15 protein-coding genes are annotated in these 19,122 nt (G+C 56.6%); 9 read left to right on the plus strand and 6 right to left on the minus strand.

The genetic code is table 11. From position 1 onward, the window contains the following. Positions 1 to 10: 10 nt before the first annotated feature. The gene (gene nagZ / locus FMN63_RS26005; protein WP_148586975.1) at positions 11 to 1,030 is read right to left on the minus strand and encodes a beta-N-acetylhexosaminidase; all 1,020 of its coding nucleotides are present in this window, start codon (positions 1,028 to 1,030) and stop codon (positions 11 to 13) included. Between the two features lie 118 nt (positions 1,031 to 1,148). On the opposite strand from nagZ, the gene FMN63_RS26010 reads away from it, so the two are divergent. Further along, positions 1,149 to 2,162 (plus strand): alpha/beta hydrolase, encoded by a 1,014-nt coding sequence (locus FMN63_RS26010; RefSeq protein WP_148586976.1) that lies wholly within the window; start codon positions 1,149 to 1,151, stop codon positions 2,160 to 2,162. Between the two features lie 23 nt (positions 2,163 to 2,185). On the opposite strand, the gene FMN63_RS26015 is transcribed toward FMN63_RS26010, so the two are convergent. Further along, the gene (locus FMN63_RS26015; RefSeq protein WP_162530112.1) at positions 2,186 to 3,109 is read right to left on the minus strand and encodes a DMT family transporter; all 924 of its coding nucleotides are present in this window, start codon (positions 3,107 to 3,109) and stop codon (positions 2,186 to 2,188) included. A 132-nt stretch (positions 3,110 to 3,241) separates the two neighbouring features. Between FMN63_RS26015 and FMN63_RS26020 the strand changes: the two genes are divergently transcribed. Further along, complete coding sequence (locus FMN63_RS26020) at positions 3,242 to 4,159, plus strand: LysR family transcriptional regulator (protein WP_148586978.1); 918 nt, start codon at positions 3,242 to 3,244, stop codon at positions 4,157 to 4,159. 57 nt (positions 4,160 to 4,216) lie between these two features. Here FMN63_RS26020 and FMN63_RS26025 read toward each other — a convergent pair whose 3' ends face one another. From FMN63_RS26025 to FMN63_RS26035, 3 genes are all read right to left on the minus strand, one after another. Next, a complete protein-coding gene (locus FMN63_RS26025; protein ID WP_162530113.1) occupies positions 4,217 to 6,646 on the minus strand; it encodes an SPOR domain-containing protein in 2,430 nt (809 codons plus the stop codon). A 103-nt stretch (positions 6,647 to 6,749) separates the two neighbouring features. After that, positions 6,750 to 8,519, minus strand: coding sequence for an arginine--tRNA ligase (gene argS / locus FMN63_RS26030; RefSeq protein ID WP_148586980.1), 1,770 nt, complete (start codon positions 8,517 to 8,519; stop codon positions 6,750 to 6,752). Positions 8,520 to 8,616: 97 nt separating this feature from the next. After that, positions 8,617 to 9,834 (minus strand): deoxyguanosinetriphosphate triphosphohydrolase, encoded by a 1,218-nt coding sequence (locus tag FMN63_RS26035; RefSeq protein WP_148587366.1) that lies wholly within the window; start codon positions 9,832 to 9,834, stop codon positions 8,617 to 8,619. 154 nt (positions 9,835 to 9,988) lie between these two features. Here FMN63_RS26035 and erpA point away from each other — a divergent pair, with 154 nt between their 5' ends. The 3 genes from erpA (at position 9,989) to FMN63_RS26050 (ending at position 11,701) form a co-directional block, all read left to right on the plus strand. Next, positions 9,989 to 10,330, plus strand: coding sequence for an iron-sulfur cluster insertion protein ErpA (gene erpA, locus FMN63_RS26040; protein WP_148586981.1), 342 nt, complete (start codon positions 9,989 to 9,991; stop codon positions 10,328 to 10,330). Between the two features lie 66 nt (positions 10,331 to 10,396). Then, on the plus strand, positions 10,397 to 11,179 hold the full coding sequence (gene xth, locus FMN63_RS26045) for an exodeoxyribonuclease III (RefSeq protein WP_148586982.1): 783 nt from the start codon (positions 10,397 to 10,399) through the stop codon (positions 11,177 to 11,179). 204 nt (positions 11,180 to 11,383) lie between these two features. Then, positions 11,384 to 11,701, plus strand: a complete 318-nt coding sequence (locus FMN63_RS26050) for a hypothetical protein (protein ID WP_148586983.1) — start codon at positions 11,384 to 11,386, stop codon at positions 11,699 to 11,701. Between the two features lie 147 nt (positions 11,702 to 11,848). Here the strand turns inward: FMN63_RS26050 and FMN63_RS26055 are convergent, their stop codons facing one another. After that, positions 11,849 to 12,706, minus strand: coding sequence for a tetratricopeptide repeat protein (locus FMN63_RS26055; protein WP_205514330.1), 858 nt, complete (start codon positions 12,704 to 12,706; stop codon positions 11,849 to 11,851). 586 nt (positions 12,707 to 13,292) lie between these two features. On the opposite strand from FMN63_RS26055, the gene parE reads away from it, so the two are divergent. The 4 genes from parE (at position 13,293) to FMN63_RS26075 (ending at position 19,099) form a co-directional block, all read left to right on the plus strand. Beyond that, complete coding sequence (parE, locus tag FMN63_RS26060; protein WP_148586984.1) at positions 13,293 to 15,338, plus strand: DNA topoisomerase IV subunit B; 2,046 nt, start codon at positions 13,293 to 13,295, stop codon at positions 15,336 to 15,338. An 80-nt stretch (positions 15,339 to 15,418) separates the two neighbouring features. Then, positions 15,419 to 16,168, plus strand: coding sequence for a sulfotransferase family 2 domain-containing protein (locus tag FMN63_RS26065; RefSeq protein WP_148586985.1), 750 nt, complete (start codon positions 15,419 to 15,421; stop codon positions 16,166 to 16,168). Between the two features lie 298 nt (positions 16,169 to 16,466). Next, on the plus strand, positions 16,467 to 17,915 hold the full coding sequence (locus tag FMN63_RS26070; protein WP_148586986.1) for a DEAD/DEAH box helicase: 1,449 nt from the start codon (positions 16,467 to 16,469) through the stop codon (positions 17,913 to 17,915). 122 nt (positions 17,916 to 18,037) lie between these two features. Then, entirely contained in the window at positions 18,038 to 19,099 is a 1,062-nt protein-coding gene (locus FMN63_RS26075) for a GGDEF domain-containing protein (protein ID WP_148586987.1), read from the plus strand. Positions 19,100 to 19,122 lie beyond the last annotated feature (23 nt).

Here is a 19,122-nt window from a genome sequence, read left to right on the forward strand (position 1 = left end):
GCTGCTCCGGTCAAACGCCCTGCCAGCCGGTCAAGGAGTGAAACTCTTTAAAGGCCATAGGTCTGTCGAATTCCGGATCAGGAACCTGGAACCCGCTCAAGGCCTTGTCGCATCGACGCCTGGCCTCCCCCTCAAGCTCGGGGACAACCTTCGCGACTGCGATCATTTCTTTCATATCACCATTGCAGTGCAAAACGATGTCACAACCTGCTTCGATGATCTTGCCGGACCGATCCTCAAAACTTCCTCCGAGCGCCTTCATGGAAATATCGTCGCTCATAAGGCAACCGTCGAACCCGATTTCACCCCTGATGATATCCTGAATGACCTTCGCGCTCTGCGTACCGGCTGTGTCCGGATCGATCCCTTCGTACACAATATGGGCTGTCATCCCCAATGACACGTGAGAAAGCGCCTTGAAGGGCCGGAAATCAACGCTTTCCAAAGAAGAAATAGGCGCATCGACACGTGGAAGCTCCAGATGGCTGTCGACACGTGCCCGGCCGTGACCCGGGATGTGTTTGATCACCGGCAGAACCCCTCCCGCCAAGGCGCCTTCCGCCATCGCCTTGCCCAGCACCGCAACCACGTCCGGGTTTTGCGAAAACGCTCGGTCTCCAATGGCATCGACAGTGTCGGGGAACCTGACATCAAGACACGGCAGACAATCAACGGAAATGCCGACCTGGTAAAGATCATCGGCGATCAGTTTCCCGGCGAGCCATGCGGCCCTTCTGCCACCGTCCGCATCCCGGCAAAAAAGATCGCCATATGTCTTGGGAGCGGGATACTTCGGCCAGTGCGGTGGTTTCAAACGCTGAACCCGGCCGCCTTCCTGATCGACAAGCACAGGAGCATCCTCACGGCCCACTGCTTCCCGGAAGGCTGCTGTGAGTGCCCTGACCTGATCCGCCGTTTCAATATTGCGCGCGAACAGGATCAGCCCCCAGGGGTCTTGCTGCCGGAAAAAATCGATTTCGGATATTGTCAGGGTCAGTCCGGCACATCCGGATACGAAGGCTTTGGTCATTGATCCGGCTTAGCCGCAGCGCCCGGACCCGTCAAGAAATGCTACCTGCGCCCCTTGCGCGCTTGTCACGATCTTGCAATCTAGACGGCAATCGTCCCCAGATCTGATTGGAGCCTCCATGCGCGCGCGTCTCGACATCCCTGCCGGCACCCTGCACCGTTTTTCCCATAGATCTGAAATCCTTGGGCGAAATCGGCTGGGCGACACGGCAACGCGTGAAATCAACGTCTATACGCCGCATGGCCACGACGGCAGCGGTTTGCCACTTCTGGTGGATATCGTTGGCTTTACCGCCGGCGGTCCGGCGCATACCAACTGGAAGAATTTCGGTGAGAATGTTCCCGAACGGCTCGACCGGCTCATCCACGACGGCCACATGCCCCCTGTCACTGTCGCTTTTCCCGACTGTTTCACACGCCTTGGAGGGAACCAGTATATCGACAGTGACGCCATGGGACCGTGGGCAACCTGGCTGACAACCGAAATGCTTGAGGACGTCGAAGGCCGTTTCAAGTGTGGAGGAGCCGGCAAACGTGGCATCTTCGGCAAGTCATCCGGCGGCTACGGCGCAATTATCCACGCCATGAAACATTCCGACGTTTGGTCAGCTGCAGCTTGCCATTCCGGGGATATGGCATTCGAATTGTGTTACCTGTCCGACATGCCGAACGCCTTGAGAACGATTGCCAAGGCTGGTTCCATCGAAGCCTTTGTCAAGGATTTCGAAAAGGGACCAAAATATCCGGGCAATTCGCTCCACGATCTGATGACCTTCGCGATGGCAGCAACCTACGATCCCGATCCCGACCCCAACGTCTTTTGCGGCATCCGGTTGCCTGTTGATCTGGAAACCTGCGAACTGATCGAAGAGCGCTGGAACGCCTGGCTGAATTGGGATCCTGTGCACATCGTCGGCAATCACATCGATGCGCTGAAGTCCCTGAAAGGTCTTTGGATCGAATGCGGTGACGTGGATCAGTACAACCTTGTTTATGGCGCCCGCCGCCTGCACCGGAAACTGACCAACGCCGGCGTTGACCACGTTTATCAGGAGTTCAACGACAATCACTCCTCCGTGGATTACCGGTTGGATGAAAGCCTGCCGTTTCTTGCGGAAAAACTCAGTAGTTGAGTGAACGGATGACGCCGGGCCTCTCAGGAGGCCTGGCGGATTTTACTGAACGGGTTCGGCAACGTCAGGACCGCCCCGCCGGCGACGATCAGCACAGCGCCCAGAACCGCGATACGCGTTGGTATTTCGCCCCAGACTGCAAAGCCGAACGCCGCGGACAACAGTACCGAGCCATAATAGATGGGTGCCAGCGTGGCCGCTCCCGCCCGCCTGTAGGCGGAGATATTCATGGATTGGCCAATGATTGCCAGTGGCCCCATCCAGGCAAACAAAAGCAGGTCCTGCCAGGAAACCCCACCTTTGAAGATCAGCCAGAGAACAGGTCCGGTCAGCAGAACTGCTGCGAAAACATTGACATAGGCCAGAATGGTGACTGTATCTTCACGCTGGGCGATATAGCGAATGATCAAGGCTTCACAGGCCATGAAGACGGCTCCCAGAAGAGCTGCAACGACGCCCGAGAGCGCGAGTTCATCATATCCGGCGCCTGTTTCCGCCGACCGAACCACGAGATACGCACCAGCGGCGCACAAGACACCTGCGATCCAGTGACGGCCGGAGATCACTTCCTTGAGGATCAAACCGGCCAACGCAATAGCGATTATGCCCTTTGTCAGACCGATCGCCGTCGCATCCGCCAGCGGCAATGCGCTGGCGGCATAAATGGAGCAGGCAAGCCCGCCAACCCCACAAAAGGCGCGCATGAGGTGGAGCTTCCAGAGTGCACTCAAACGCGTGAATACCGGAACCCGCCTGACGGTTGCGACGCTGACAATTGTAGCCGCTCCGCCCACGTACCGAAGCCAGACCAGAACCACGACCGGCACCAGTCCTCCCGACAGCTTGCCTGCGGCAAATATCGGGGTGAAGGCAGTCATGCCTGCAAGGGCCAACGCAAGGGCGAGCAGTATATTTTCCGGGCGGTGATAGATCGAGTTTTGCGACATAGACCAAGACCAGTTGAATTTGTTCCGGTCATAACACCAGGTACTCGTCAGGATCAGTCCTGAAATTCCAATAACGGGTATGCAAAAACGCATCGCATTGCCGCTGCCTTTGTAAATTGGTATAACCCTGTCATGAACTGGGATGATCTCAAACTTGTCGATGCCGCTGCGCGCATGCGTTCGCTTTCAGGTGCTGCGAAGGCTCTCAACATCAGCCAACCGCAACTGAGCCGCCGCCTGAAGAGCTTCGAGGACCGAATTGGTGCGAGGCTGTTCGACCGGACGCCGACTGGGCTGAAACCGACTGATGCGGGTCTGCGCCTGATCCCGCTTGCAGAAGACATGCGCAAAAAAGCCGAGGCGGCTGCGAGGATCCTGCCAGATCTATCGGGGTCTGCATTGAAGGTTGTTCGCGTTGCCGTAGACGAAGTGCGTGCGCGTGTCTTGACCGACCGTTTCGACCTGCTGACCGCGCTGCTCGACGGTGTTGAGTTGGAACTCATCTCCAGCCATCAGCATGTCAATCATCAGTCCCGCAGTATTGAGCTCCAGATCCGTAACTGCCTGCCTGAAACAGACACGCTGATTGCCCGGAAAATCGGTGAGCTTGCTTATGCGGTTTACGGTTCGGCGAAGTATGTCACCAACCATCCGGCCGCCAGAACCACTGACCGCTACAAGCTGTGCACCTGGCTGGGCTTTGCTCCCGACGACCTCTGGTACCCGGCTCAGATGCGCTGGCTCGAAACCCGGGTTCCTCACATGCCTACGCTGCGCTCAAACACCATGACCACGCTGATGAACATGACAGCCTCCGGCGCTGGACTGTGTCTTCTGCCGGTTTTCATGGGAGACAATCATCAGGATCTGGTCAGACTGACCGACCCGATTCCTGAGCTTACAAACGTCGAGCACATCATCGTTCATCGAGACCTGCGCAGGGAACCTGCTGTCCGCAAGGCGATGGATGCCATTACTGAAGTCTTCCATCGGATGGCGCCGCATCTGCTCGGTGGGCAGTTGGATAAACCTGTTGCCGCCGCAGAATAAAACGGCCGGGAAATCCCGGCCGTCTGTGAAACATCTTTTGCAATCAATCGCCCACCGTCAGGGCTGTCTGCGCACGAAGCAATCCCCGCCAGCAGCCTGAAGGCTTTCGCACAACCTTATCGCTTCATCACGCGAACCGGTCGGAATTCGTGCGCGGTAGAACACGCCTCTTTCTTCGACATTCGCGGCAACGATCACCGCGCTCTGGTTACCCAGAACAGAGGGGAATCGACGCTGAAGTCCAGAGTAAGCATCTCTGGCAGCCGCTTCCGAACGCTGGGAAGTCACCTGAACGATGTAGGTACCTGACGGAATGCTGCCGGTCGTACTGGCAACAGGGGTCGCTGGTGCTGCCGGAGCCGTTGCCGCCGGTGTTGCCGGAGCGGTTGCCGCTGGCGGCGCACTGGCAACCTGAACCGGTGCAGCCGGCTTCTTACGCGGAATGACAGTCGGCACTGGCGCGACAGGTTCACTTGCAGCCGGCTCCGGTGCCACGTCGGCACCCGTCACGATTGCCGGTGTACCGGGCTGAGCCGGCTCTGGTACTGCATCCGAAGGATCGGCCGGCGCAACATCCGCGCCTGTCACGACAGGTGTCGTTGTTACCACCTGGGAGCCGCTATCCCCGGAAGCCGCATCAGGTTGCACGGGCGTTGCCGGTTGCGGCTGCGCCGGTGCTGCCGCAGCAGGTTCTTCACCTTCGGGGATGATGGTTCCATCAGGACGCACGACGACAGTTCTCACCCGCTTTGGTGTTCCTGGGACGAGATCGGCGTCGCCGTTTGTTCCGACCGGAGCCGGCGGCAATTCCGCCAGTTGTGGCGATTCTGTCGGGATGAGCCTGTCGGGACCGGCGACACCGGTGCCATCAACCCGGTCGTAAATCAGCTTGCCGGCCTGGTCGTTTGTGGGTTCCTGGCTCTGTTCCGGATAGACCTTGAGAGGCTCTTGCAAACCGGCGATGATCGGCGGCGGTCCGCTGGGCACAGGAACGGCATCGCTGTCGAACAAAAAGAAGCTGGCGCCACCCAGAACAGCCACGCCGAGGACACCGGCAGCAACAAACAAGCCCTTGCGGGATTTTTCGCCCCCGTGAGGAACCGCATTTTTCTCCGCAGACGAATGAGGGGGCAGAACACCAGCGCCGGTAAGGCTTGGATCGCTTTCCTGCATCGCCCGTGCAACCGCATCCAGATCATAACCTTCCGGCGGCGGCGGTGTTTCGTCGTCTTCGGACTGAGGAACGGCGGTGGCAGCAGCTGGCCACGTCATGTCATCCACATCCGGCTCCGCGGCCGGTGCGTCCTGGACGGGCTGATCAACTGGCGTATTAACAGGCGCACCAACTGGTTTTCGCGCTGTTGGAGCCGGAAAATCGAGATCGGCAAACAGGGCGTCTATTCCAGCAGGGTCCCCGGCCTTTTCGGTTTCGGGTTCCACGTCATGCGAAACAGGCGCGGACTGGACCGGGTTAAGAGCTGCGAAGAAATCATTCTCGTCAATCTTCGGACGATCATTGGTCACCGGCTGCTGATAGCTTGGTGTTTTCTCAGGCGTCTCATCAACTGAGGGCGGAGAAGCAGGCTCCTCATGCCGAACACCACCCAGACGATAATCTTGTGTCGGACGCACTGGTTCGGCAGGCGCTGACACTGTTGATGCCGCAAAGCCCGTGCCGGAAGACAAGCTCGAGCCGCTTGGCAACTGCCCAGCACGGGAAAGGGTGTCGGAACCCGAGGCCTCGGACGTCTCACGCCCATGAATGTGCGTCTGCGGTTGGGCGGGCGCAGCATCTTCTGCTTCTTGTTCGAAACCCACATCCGACAGAACTGCCGACTGGGTCTCGTCAACAGATTGGCGCAACGCGCCTATAAGTTCGTCTTCGAGTTCAGCAGTCAGGTTCTGCTCAAGGTACAAGGCGACTGAAGGGGCAAGATAAGATGAGTCATCAGCACCTTCAGGATCGGCCTGCACCGTAGGCGCCTGCGGCGTGCGGAACTGAGCGCCCTGATCAACCGGCTCCGGCGATTGAGTGCTTTCCACCGGCTGTACCGGCTCCGGCTGGCTCGGCCATAGAGATGACACGTGTGACGATGGCATCACCGGCGGCACGTCTGCCTGTGTATCCGCTTCGTAGGACTGCTCGTAACCGGTGGTCGGCGCTGCCTCGTAATAGTCGTCCTTTGAAACGCCAGGTGTTACGCTTGGCTCTTCAGCGGTCGTTTCTTCGGTGTTGGGCGCCGGCGTATTCGATACCGGTTGCAGATTTGAAAAAGATGGTTCGATGCGCGACGGTGCTGGGGAGGATTGCTCGCGCCCATCACCCGGAACATCGTCAAGCCCCGCAAAATAATCAGTACTACCAACGCGGCCGCTGTTCACATTTGCCCCCGATTGCTTATTCTTGTGGACAATCCGCGCCAATTCAACCAGCGGATCTTCCGCAGCCGGCCGTTCGTCGCCTGCCTCGCTTTGCGAGGCGCGCAAATCTGATCGCTTTGTTTCGTAGTCTTGTGACATGAGCTGTACGAAAACCGGTCCACTTCAAGTCGCTGGTGAACCGTTAAGTCGTTCCCAGCGCCCATTAAAACTAGCGCATTTCTTCAGGAGCATTCACGCCGAGAATCGTTAGACCTGAAGCGAGCACCAAAGATACTGCACGAACCAAAGCAAGACGCGCTAGGGTTAATTTCAAGTTACCGGATTGAATAAAACGTAAATGAGGCAATTCGTAGCCTTTGTTCCACTGTCCGTGCAAAGAACTGGCGAGTTCGTGTAGATAAAATGCAATTCTGTGCGGCTCATGTGTTTCTGCTGCGGCTTCTACCACTTTCGGCCATTCAGCCATCTTGGCAAACAGTTCCTGCTCACCCGCATCGTCCAGCAAGGAGAAGTCGGCTCCGGCGAGATCTTCGTCCGAGAACCCGGCATCCTGAAATTCATCAGCCACCTGCCGCAAAACCGAACAGCAACGCGCATACCCGTATTGAACGTAGAAGACCGGATTGTCTTTCGAGTGTTCCGTGACCTTTTTGAAGTCAAAGTCCAGCGGCGCGTCATTCTTGCGGAACAGCATCATGAAGCGAACCGGGTCCGACCCGACTTCGTCAACGACATCGCGCAAGGTGATGAAGTCGCCGGAGCGCTTTGACATCTTCACCGGCTCGCCATCACGCATCAGCTTTACAAGCTGACAGAACCTGACAACAACTTCCGTCTTGCCGTCTGAGATCGCCTTGCCGACAGCCTGCAGGCGTTTGGCGTAGCCACCGTGATCGGCACCCAGCACATAAATCGTTTCAGAGAACCCGCGCTCGAACTTGTCCTGGAAATAGGCCACGTCGGCAGCGAAGTAGGTGTAGGAGCCATCGGATTTCTTCAGAGCCCGGTCGGTGTCGTCTCCGAAGTCGCTTGCGCGAAACAGGGTCTGTTCGCGGTCTTCCCAGTCATCGGGAACCTGCCCCTTCGGCGGCGGCAGCGTTCCTTCGTAGATCAACCCCTTGTTCCGGAGCGTTTCGAGCATGTGGTCGATCTTGGAACCATTGCCATCGCCGCGATCATGCAAGGTTCTCTCGGAATAGAACACCTCATGCTCGACCCCAAGCGCAGCCAGGTCCTGACGGATCAGTTCGAGCATGGCGGCGATCGCCCGCTCCTTCACCAGCGGCAACCATTCGCCTTCTTCCATGCCGGTAAGTGAAGACCCGAATTCGGACTTCAGCTTTTCGCCGACCGGTTTCAGGTAGTCCCCTGGGTAAAGACCGGCTGGTATCTCGCCAATGCCCTCGCCAAGCGCCTCGCGGTAACGCAGGAACGCGCTCCGCGCCAGCGTGTCGATCTGCGAGCCGGCATCGTTGATGTAGTATTCCTTGACCACATCATTTCCGGCAAACGCCAGAATATTCGCCAAGGCATCGCCGACGACCGCGCCGCGGATGTGGCCGACATGCATTGGGCCTGTCGGGTTGGCGGAAACGTATTCGACGTTGACCTTGCGCGCAGCAGACCGTTCCTGGGCGCCGAACCAGATCCCTTCAGACAGAACGCTGGCCAGAACCCTGTGCCAAACAACATGTGCCACGCGCAGGTTGATAAAGCCGGGTCCGGCAATGGACGTTTCGGTGATTTCCGGGTCGGCGTTGAGCCTGGCAACAAGCTGCTCGGCAACATCGCGCGGCTTCATGCCGAGTGGCTTTGCCAGCACCATTGCAGCGTTGGTGGCAAGATCTCCATGCGCAGGATCGCGGGGCGCTTCCACGACCACTCGCGAAAGGTCTGGCGACTCTCCGTTTGTATCTTTTAAATCAAGTTCTTGGAGAGCGTCTTTGACGCGCAGCGTGAAGTCCGCGAAGATATTCATAGAACACCGGTCAGGTTTTGGTTTTCAAACACAAAGCCCCCGCGCGCTGCGAAGGTGAGGCCTTCGGCGCCACAGGGTTTGTAAGTCGCTACTGCGCCTACCCCAAATCGGGAGTATCGTCAAACAGTCTGCGGTGCTCCTCTATGGCATAACGATCCGTCATGCCGGCGATATAGTCGCAAACCAGCCGCGCAGTTTCCGTGTCACTCAGAGTGCCTAGGCCGCTGTTCCAGGGTTTCGGCATAAGGTCCGGCTCGGCCAGGAACCGTGTGAACAGGTCCCGAACGACCCTTGCAACCAGTCTTCGAACTGCCAGCACATCTTCATGCCGGTACACCCTGGAAAAAAGGAATCGCTTCACTTCCTTTTCCGCAGCAGCCATTTCCGCCGAGAAACCAACGAGGCAACGGCCGGCCATACGAATCTCCTGCACGCTTTGGGGCTCGACCTCGTTCAGATTGCGTATCGCCTCGCGAATGACATCCTCAACCATTCGCGTTATCGACCGCCTGACAATCTCATGGATACGGCGGCTTTCCTCAAGGCCGGGGTACTTGCCGTCCACTTCTTCGAGGATATCGGCCAGGAAAGGTACGTCGCGCATATCTTCGATCGCGAAGAGACCTGCCCTCAATCCGTCATCCAGATCATGTGCGTCATAGGCAATGTCGTCAGCAATCGCCGCGGCCTGTGCTTCAGCGCCCGGCCAGGTGTGCAACAGCAAATCCTGTTGTTTGGCATAGTCGCGGATCGCAAACGGCAACTGGCTCCCCTTGAACTTTCCAAGGGGGGCTCCGTTGGCATCAACCAGTGGCCCATTGTGCTTGACCAGCCCCTCCAGCGTTTCCCATGCCAGGTTCAGGCCATCGAATTCCGCGTAGCGCTGCTCCAGATGCGTCACGACCCTGAGCGACTGGGCATTGTGATCGAACCCACCATAAGGTGCCATGCACTCATGCATGACATCTTCGCCCTCATGACCAAAAGGTGTGTGTCCCAGATCGTGCGACAAAGCCAGGCATTCTGCCAGATCTTCGTCGAGCCGAAGAGCACGTGCCAGCGAGCGCGCGATTTGCGATACCTCGATGGTATGGGTCAGCCGTGTGCGGAAATGATCGCCTTCGTGATAAACGAAAACCTGCGTCTTGTGCTTCAGACGGCGAAAAGCGGAGGAATGAATAATTCTATCCCGATCCCGCTGGAAGGGTGTACGCGTCGGGCTGTCAGGCTCGGGGAAGAGCCTGCCCCGGCTTTCCAGAGGGTTTTGCGCGTAGATCGCGCGCGATTGTCCCCCAAATCCGATATCCGCCTTCATCTGCTTCCAGCCATCCTTCACAGACCTCGTCCGTGTTTCCTGTTCCATCAGCCGCTGGCAATACATTGACGTGAGCGACCGCAAAACATACTTATCTGAACAAATCAGGTTTAACGTTCCCGCACATGGCCGGAACAGAGCGAGTCGGTGAAACATGACCGAAACACTTGAAATTGGCGTAACAGTCAGCGACCGCGCTGCCAAGCGCATTGCTGCGATTTTGTCGAAGGAACCGAGCGGCAGCATGCTGCGCGTCAGCGTGGAAGGCGGCGGCTGTTCCGGACTGCAATATAAATATGACGTGGTCGACAGCCGCGAGGATGATGATCTGGTGATCGAAAAACCGGGAGCGACGGTTTTGATCGATTCCATTTCCCTGCAATACATGGGCGGATCGGAAATCGATTTCGTGGACGATCTGATCGGACAGTCTTTTCAGATCAACAATCCAAATGCAGTCGCCGGATGTGGCTGCGGCACCAGTTTTACGATCTGATCCCATAGGCTCCATCCTTGCAGCCGGTTGCCCCGGCACTTTCGAACAGTTGAGGCAACCGCGCTCATGAAAATTGCGACCTGGAACATCAACGGCGTCAAGGCACGTATCGACACAGTCCTCGAGTGGCTCAAGGAAAGCTCCCCTGACGTTGCCTGCCTCCAGGAGATCAAATCCGTTGACGAAAACTTCCCTCGACAGCCGTTTGAAGACCTCGGATACGTGGTCGAGACGCATGGCCAGAAGGGCTTCAATGGTGTCGCGCTCCTGTCGAAAACACAGCTTTCCGATGTGCAGCGCGGCTTGCCGGGAAATGACGCAGACGAACAGGCCCGGTATATCGAGGCCAGTCTTTCGACGGACAAAGGTCCTGTTCGGATCGGTTGCCTCTATCTACCGAACGGTAATCCGCTCGGAACGGAGAAATTCCCCTACAAGCTCGAGTGGATGGACCGGTTGATCGCGCATGCGCAAAAGCGTCTTGATGAAGAGACGCCGTTCCTGCTGCTCGGAGACTACAACGTCATTCCGGATCCGGTTGATGCGAAGACCCCTCAAAACTGGCTGGACGACGCGCTCTTTCAACCCGAGAGCAGGCAGCGCTTCCGCGCGCTTACGCATCTTGGCCTTACCGAAGCTGTGAGATCCTGCACCGAAGCGCCGGAAACGTTCACCTTCTGGGACTATCAAGCCGGTGCGTGGCAGAAGAACAACGGCATTCGCATCGATCACATATTGATGTCACCACAGGCGACGGATCGTTTTTCCGGCTGCGGTATCGACAAGCATGTGCGCGGGTGGGAAAAGCCGTCCGACCATGTACCAGTGTGGGTCAAACTCGCCGCTTGAGCCTGAATTCTGCGGAATCACTCGAAGGCCCACAGGTTGTGTTTGCCTGTCCGCACTGCTGAAACGTGAAAACCAGGCTTGCAGTCGGCAGAACTCATGGTAAACTTTTACCATCATGGGATAACGCTCGGCCGACCAACTTCCGCGACGGCGACATGCGGACATCACTTTCCGGCAACGACAAAGGTCGCTGGCCGTAGGTTGTTGACCGTTGCAACTTTTGTTTTTTCCGGTTTGATTTTTGCAGAGGTGTTGGGTTTCCGCGCAAGCGCCATCGCTCAAGACATTTCTTGCACGTGTCGTTACAAGGGCGAGAAATACGGTATCGGTGAATCCATTTGCCTGAAAAGCCCATCCGGATTGCGAATGGCAACTTGTGAAATGGTGCTGAACAACACGTCCTGGCAATTCAGCAACGCCCCCTGCCCGCTCACGCAGAACCAGAGCCCGGCTATCGACAGGCTCATCCCCAACCAATCCGGAAACATCCATCAAACGCGTTGGGCGCGAGCCACACTTTAAGTCCAGCTTCTTCAAAGACGACATAAAGGTACGGAAGAGAACCACACCGCGTGCGATACAACGCACCTGCGGCAATGGTCTGCGTATGCGTGGCGCCCGATGGGCGCCGCGCTTCCGATCAGAGGAGCCGGTTTCAGCAGGTTTTGGTTATTGTGCGGGTAGTTGCTGAGCGGTGAGCATGTCCGGACGGTTCTGCTTCAGCCATCCATCTGCCATGGATCTTGCCATCTGCCTGACAGGCTCGGGCGAAACCGCGAAATACTGCTCATGCATGGAATGGATCCAGTTCGCATCCGTTCCTTTTGCCTGTTCGCGGGCAACCGTCATCCACATGAGGCCGCGTGCTTTTTTCTTGTCTGACGTGCCGAGCGCATAAAGCGTTTCACCAAGCCGGGCCTGAGCTCCGACATGCCCTTTCAGTGCCGCCAGATTATACCACCGCACGGCCATGCGGCTGTTGTTTTCCTGGTACATGCGGCCCAGTTCATACTGCGCATCGGCATCACCAAAATAAGATGCAGCATGCGTAAAGATCTGCCGCGCACGCGGTTCATTTTTGGGAACAGCGCCATCTATGCCATTCAGGTAATAGGTCCCTAGGGCGACAAAAGCGCTGGACACAAAAGGCGCATCCGGCGCATCCGGACGGTCTTCACCATGTTCGCGAACGATCTGGCTGTAATATTCAAAGGCCTTGAGGTCGTCTTCCTTGACGCCATCGCCGGAGGCATACATTTCCCCCAACTTCCAGGCGGCCATCGGTTGACCATTTTCGGCCGCATATTGCAGCGAGCCGAGCGCTGCAGCCTTGTCGCCGGAATAATACTGGCGGGCACCTGCCCGCAATGCTTCAGAGGGGGACAGATCTGTCGGTCCGATCGCACGTGCAGGCGCCGGCTGCCCGTCAAAGGCGGCTACAGGACCGGTCAGTCCGATCAGGATCAACGCACCGAGCACGGTTCCGGCTTTTCCCATGCGTTGAAGCTTTGTGCTGTTCTTAGGCATCCCAGTCACACTATTATCCGTCGGCAACGAAACAGATACCCGACGGACGCTCTTGTTTTTTGTCCGCGCAAAGCGCATTTGCTGTCTCTTCGACCCCAAAGCTTTCGCTCGCAGGATCAACTTTTTCGGAGTGGCCCAAATTGGCCGATCATTTCGTCCTAAGTTGGGCCATACGGCGCCGAAATAAGACAATTTCCTGACTCTTATGTCCGGACGGTGTCCAGCCCGGAAGCAACTACCGGTCGGACTGTCTCAAAACATTAGCGTAACGGGTGACGGGCAAACATGGCCGAACAGGGGCAACTGAGGCAAACCGGGACCCGGCAAAAGACTCTGTCAGCAACTGTTGCGGAATTGGCACATTTCGTTGCCACCCCTCCCATTCAAGGGCTGCATTTCAACACATGCGGGTTGATGATGTGTTGCCAGACAGGCGTTTCTGCGCCGAGGGCTGTTGAAAACGGGGGCTTTTGGCCAATTGCCTTTGCCGTTCTATGTTTGTCCTTCAAACTGGGGCATGATTCGGTGTAGGTACCAGCGCTGAGTTTGTAAAAACTGTGACCCAAGACCCATCAGGCGATACGGAATGAGCGCAAAAGACGATCTGTTTGCAGGCAACGCGGCTGTCTCTGCCCCAATGACACGGGATAAACCCGCCCCCGCGCCGCAAAAACCGCGTCCCGTTGCGCCCGTCGCGGTCAGCGACGACTATTCCGCGGCCGATATCGAGGTTCTCGAAGGTCTCGAACCGGTCCGACGCCGACCAGGCATGTATATTGGCGGCACGGATGAAAAGGCGTTGCACCATCTCTTTGCGGAGGTGATCGACAACTCCATGGACGAAGCGGTCGCCGGTCATGCGACCTGGATCGACGTTTCCCTTTCGGCAGATGGCTACCTGACGATCACGGACAATGGCCGCGGCATTCCGGTCGACCCTCATCCGAAGTTCAAGGACAAATCTGCCCTCGAAGTGATCATGACGACGCTTCATGCAGGCGGTAAATTCGACAGCAAGGTCTACGAGACCTCCGGCGGCCTGCACGGCGTCGGCATCTCTGTGGTCAATGCCCTCTCCGAAGAACTGATCGTCGAAGTCGCACGCAGCCGTAAGCTGTATCGCCAGATCTTCCGCCGGGGGCATGCTCAAGGCCCGCTGGAACTTGTCGGCGACACGCAGAACAGGCGCGGCACACAGGTGAGCTTCAAGCCTGACGAGCAGATTTTCGGCAAAGGCGCCAAGTTCACTCCTGGCCGCCTGTTAAAGATGGCCAGGTCGAAGGCCTATCTTTTTGGTGGTGTCGAGATCCGCTGGCACTGCGCTCCTGAATTGCTGTCAGAAAAGGACGAAACACCAGCCGAGGCCGTTTTTCATTTTCCCGGCGGACTTCGTGACTTCCTCAATGAGCGGCTGTCCAAGGAACGCCGCGTCGTGGATGATGTCTTCTTTGGACGCACCGACAATGCCGGCAAACATGGGTCCGTGGAATGGGCCGTTAGCTGGTATGCTGGCGATGGCTTCGTCAATTCCTATTGTAACACCGTGCCGACGCCGGAAGGTGGAACCCACGAAGCGGGTTTCCGCTACGCGCTGCTGCGTGGACTGAAGGCATATGGCGAACTGACCAACAACAAGAAGGCCTCCATCATCACCGGCGACGATGTCATGACATCCGCCGGCGGGATGCTGTCAGTCTTCATTCGAGAGCCCGAGTTTGTCGGCCAGACCAAGGACAAGCTTGCGACCAACGAAGCCACCCGCATCACCGAAACGGCCGTCCGCGATGCGTTCGATCATTGGCTGACGGCTTCCCCCAACCAGGCAAACAAACTTCTGGAATGGGTGATAGACCGCGCCGACGAGCGCTTGCGCCGCCGCCAGGAAAAGGACGTCGCTCGCAAGACCGCCGTGCGCAAGCTCCGCCTTCCGGGCAAGCTTGCCGACTGTTCGGCGAACCAGTCGGATGGAACCGAGCTGTTTATCGTGGAGGGTGACTCGGCAGGTGGCTCCGCCAAACAGGCGCGCAACCGGTCCAACCAGGCTGTTCTGCCTTTGCGGGGCAAGATCCTCAACGTTGCAAATGCCGGACGTGACAAGCTCGTCGCCAACCAGCAGCTCGCCGATCTCATTCAGGCCCTTGGCTGCGGCACCCGCTCCCAGTACCGGGAAAGCGACCTGCGCTACGAAAAGATCGTCATCATGACGGATGCCGACGTCGACGGCGCCCACATCGCTTCACTTTTAATTACTTTCTTTTACCGGGAAATGCCTGAACTGATCCGTGGCAGTCACCTTTTCCTGGCCGTCCCGCCGCTCTATCGTCTCAGCCAGGGCGGCAAAACCCTTTATGCACGCGACGATGCCCACAAGGACGAACTGATGGAGACTGTCTTCAAAGGCAAGTCCAAGGTGGAAATCGGCCGTTTCAAGGGCTTGGGCGAAATGCTGCCGGCGCAATTGAAAGAAACGACCATGGATCCGTCCAAGAGAACGATGCTGAAAGTCGTCGTCGAAGAAGACGCTGTGGCGGATACCAACGACACCGTCGAGCGTCTCATGGGCAACAAACCGGAAGCGCGCTTCCGTTTCATTCAGGACAACGCTGAATTCGCTGAGGATCTTGATATTTAGCCGCAATAATGAGTAGTTTGATCTAAATCTTTTTTTGAGGTGGCGGATCGGGTGTAATTTGTTTTACCCGCGTGGCCTAATTGACCGGTCGGAAAAGCAGTATGTTAAACTGGATGTATTCGATAATGGACAGACGACTTCGCCCATTGCGAAATCACGTCTTCCTGGCTTTTCCAAAGCATAAAATCGCGTTTGCCCGTATTGCAGAGCCAGCATTCCATTTGTTGCGCCCTGTTCTTCATCGGCTCGCCGGCACCGACAAGCTCAAGGCTCTTTCCGAAATTGATCTCAAGGCTGCGGCCACCGAGCGTCTGCTGTTCCATGGAAATGTTGAATTGTTGACGGCACGGGAGCTCAAGCGCCGCCACCCCGACATGACAGTTGCTGCCTGGGTCCAGGACCCGATGCATAGGCTTGCCTATTGCTATGAGAAAGTCATTCTCAGTTCAGATTCCCTTCCCGCCTACTACGAAGAACGACAGTTCACTCAGGACATGACGCCACAGCAATTCGTGTCCCATGTTGCGTCGATTTCGGATCTGGAAGCAGACAACCTCTTCCGGAGCCAGACCGCCGCACTGACCTACAAAGGCGTACTGACGGCCGATCTGGTTCTGCAGCTTGAAGATTTCGACCGGTCTTTCGCAAAGTTTCTTTCTGAAAGCTCGCTCAGACTTCGCTCAAAGGAACCAGTCACCTATAACGTGAGCAATTACATTTCACGGGATACGCTGCTGTCTTTCACCGAAGACCGGTTGGTTCAGCAGTTGAGGCGCCGCTACAAGACGGATTACGACCTGTTCTACAAGCCAGCTGCACTTACTGCCTGACGCTGCGCAATTTTACGTATTAATTACCGGCTGAAGCGAACTTTTCGGAAACAGACACCTTTGACCACGCCGTCTTTTTGGGCAATGCATACTGATGTTCCAACCTTTTTCATGATCCAACTTGACTGCACTATTAACTGAGATGGCAAATCGTACCCCGTATTACTCTGTTTTCTTGAAAATTTACCTACAAGTGCATTGACACCTGAGCGCATGAATGTAGGGTGTGCGCACGTTGGCACCGGTGGTCCCCACGGCGCCGCCGATTAACAATCACAACATTCGGGCAAAACGCTCCATGGCATTTGATACTCTCGGTCTTAGCGAGAAGGTCCTCGCTGCAGTTGAAGCAGCAGGTTATAAAGAACCCACGGCAATCCAGTCGGGAGCCATTCCGCAGGTGCTTGAGCGCCGCGACATTCTTGGCATCGCCCAGACCGGAACCGGCAAGACCGCTAGTTTCACACTGCCCATGTTGACGCTGCTTGAAAAGGGCCGCGCCAGGGCACGCATGCCGCGCACGCTCATTCTCGAACCGACGCGCGAACTCGCTGCGCAGGTTGAAGAGAATTTTGAGCGTTACGGCACGAACCACAAACTCAACGTCGCTCTGCTGATTGGCGGCGTTTCCTTCTCCGAGCAGGACAAGAAGCTGGACCGTGGTACGGATGTGCTTATCGCGACGCCGGGCCGCCTGCTCGATCACTTCGAACGCGGCAAGCTGTTGCTTCAGGGTGTTGAAATCCTGGTCATTGATGAAGCCGACCGCATGCTCGACATGGGCTTCATTCCGGATATCGAACGGATCTGCAAACTGATCCCGTTCACGCGCCAGACCCTTTTCTTCTCGGCAACCATGCCGCCTGAAATCCAACGTCTGACGGAAACGTTCCTTCAGAATCCGGCCCGCATCGAAGTTGCGCCGACCTCGTCCACGGCCGAGAACGTCGCGCAGTTTCTCAAAGCGACTGAATCCAAGGATTATGAAAAGCGCGCTGCCCTGCGCGAGTTGCTTGAAGGTGCTGAAGATCTTCAGAACGCGATTGTGTTCTGCAACCGCAAGCGGGACGTCACGACCCTTTATCGGTCTCTCGAGCGTCATGAATACAACGTTGGAGCGCTCCATGGCGACATGGATCAGCGCACACGCATGATGATGCTGGACAATTTCCGAAAGGGAACGATCAAGCTGCTGGTAGCAAGCGATGTCGCGGCCCGTGGCCTGGACATTCCCGAGGTCAGTCACGTTTTCAATTTCGATGTCCCGAGCAACGCTGAAGATTACGTACACCGGATCGGCAGAACCGGTCGTGCGGGGCGCAAGGGAACGGCCTTTACGCTTGTAACGGGTGACGACCAGAAATATCTCGATGCCATTGAGACGCTGATCAAGAAAGACATCGATTGGCTGGGCGACGCGATAGACTTCGAAGCTGCGGCGCAAGAGCGCAAGGCACGCCGCAAGGGTGGCGGCAAGTCGCCCAGGAACGCGCGTTCGAGCAACGACAACGAGGCCGCTGAGGCCAAGCCGTCCAATCGTCGCCGGTCACAGAACAAGCCGCGCGAAGTCGTGGAAGAGCAGGTTGAGGAGCTTCCGGAAATGCTGAACCCGACTCCGGTCTCAAATCTTCCGCAACGACAGACCGGGAAACGTTCCAGAAACGAGAAGCTGGAACCGGCCTTCAGTGCTGGCGTTCATATTCCTGCTTTCCTTCTGCGTGAGCCTCGGCCGAAAAAGGCGTCCTAACCACGGAAACTCTCCAGGTTTCGCTTTAAGCTTAACGACTCCTTAAGCCTTCCATTGGAGTTTAAACCCTAGTTCTTGTGTCCTTGTGGGGGGATACGCAAGGCATGGGTGAGAGAAACTTGATGGCGGATGAAGATGACCATAAGCGGACTATCCAGTACGGAGAATCCGCAATCAGTTACATCAAGAAAAACGTACTGCCAGCCTACCCTCGTTCTTACGAACTTTGGTACACATACGCTGCTGGTTACAATCAGGGCCTGAACCGGGCCGTCAATGAATCCATCAAATCCAACGGCAGAATCAGCACTGACGAGATGCTGACTCTTTATGGCCGCTTCCTGTCACCAACGAGGCTTGGTGATCGTCTGGATGAGGTTGGCTCCAAGGTTTCCAAAGAAGTCGAAGAACTCGTCGACACTCTGAAGCTGAGCGCAGATGCCACATCCGACTATGGCAGTGCTCTTGAACAGGCCGTTGAGAAAATCAAATCGGTCTCGGATCCCGAAAAACTGCAGATCTATGTCACCCATCTGGTCAAGTCGACCCAAAACGCAGTTGGGTCGAATCGGAAGCTTGAGAGCCAGCTTCTGGAATCCAAAAAGCACATCGAGAACCTGCAGTCTTCTCTGGAAGCGATCCGCTACGAATCCCTGACGGATGAATTGACCACGCTCAACAATCGCAAACACTTCGAGAATTCGATTGAACGGGTCATCGATCACTCCAAGGAAAGCGGGCGTGGTTTCTCGCTGCTTATGACCGATATCGACCACTTCAAGAAGTTCAACGATACCTACGGTCACCAGACAGGCGATCAGGTTCTGAGGCTTGTAGCGCTTGCAGTGAAGCAGAATATCAAGGCGCAGGACATTGCCTGCCGGTACGGCGGTGAAGAATTTGCGATCATTCTGCCGCATACCGAACTGGAAGAAGCAGCTGTGATTGGTGAGAACATCCGCAACGCCGTGATGTCCAAGGAACTGGTGAAGCGTTCGACAGGCGAGAACCTCGGCCGGGTCACCATTTCAGTCGGGATAGCAACCTTCGAAGACATGGATACGGCGCATTCCATCGTCTCACGCGCGGACGAGGCACTGTACCTTGCCAAGGACGCCGGCCGGAACGTTGTCAAAACCGAAAAAGAACTTAATGATACGCAAGAGCAGGAAGACGTCGCCTGAACTCAGGCCCCTTCTTTCCAATT

It is taken from the genome of Stappia sp. BW2, from assembly GCF_008107695.1.
Classification (GTDB): Bacteria; Pseudomonadota; Alphaproteobacteria; order Rhizobiales; family Stappiaceae; genus Roseibium.

What these genes read in the sequence shown, in the direction of transcription:
- nagZ (WP_148586975.1), bottom strand. Translation starts at nt 1,030, where the DNA reads ATGACCAAAGCCTTCGTATCCGGATGTGCCGGACTGACCCTGACAATA.
- FMN63_RS26015 (WP_162530112.1), bottom strand. Translation starts at nt 3,109, where the DNA reads ATGTCGCAAAACTCGATCTATCACCGCCCGGAAAATATACTGCTCGCC.
- parE (WP_148586984.1), top strand. Translation starts at nt 13,293, where the DNA reads ATGAGCGCAAAAGACGATCTGTTTGCAGGCAACGCGGCTGTCTCTGCC.
- FMN63_RS26010 (WP_148586976.1), top strand. Translation starts at nt 1,149, where the DNA reads ATGCGCGCGCGTCTCGACATCCCTGCCGGCACCCTGCACCGTTTTTCC.
- FMN63_RS26075 (WP_148586987.1), top strand. Translation starts at nt 18,038, where the DNA reads ATGGCGGATGAAGATGACCATAAGCGGACTATCCAGTACGGAGAATCC.
- erpA (WP_148586981.1), top strand. Translation starts at nt 9,989, where the DNA reads ATGACCGAAACACTTGAAATTGGCGTAACAGTCAGCGACCGCGCTGCC.
- FMN63_RS26070 (WP_148586986.1), top strand. Translation starts at nt 16,467, where the DNA reads ATGGCATTTGATACTCTCGGTCTTAGCGAGAAGGTCCTCGCTGCAGTT.
- FMN63_RS26055 (WP_205514330.1), bottom strand. Translation starts at nt 12,706, where the DNA reads ATGCCTAAGAACAGCACAAAGCTTCAACGCATGGGAAAAGCCGGAACC.
- FMN63_RS26020 (WP_148586978.1), top strand. Translation starts at nt 3,242, where the DNA reads ATGAACTGGGATGATCTCAAACTTGTCGATGCCGCTGCGCGCATGCGT.
- argS (WP_148586980.1), bottom strand. Translation starts at nt 8,519, where the DNA reads ATGAATATCTTCGCGGACTTCACGCTGCGCGTCAAAGACGCTCTCCAA.
- xth (WP_148586982.1), top strand. Translation starts at nt 10,397, where the DNA reads ATGAAAATTGCGACCTGGAACATCAACGGCGTCAAGGCACGTATCGAC.
- FMN63_RS26035 (WP_148587366.1), bottom strand. Translation starts at nt 9,834, where the DNA reads ATGAAGGCGGATATCGGATTTGGGGGACAATCGCGCGCGATCTACGCG.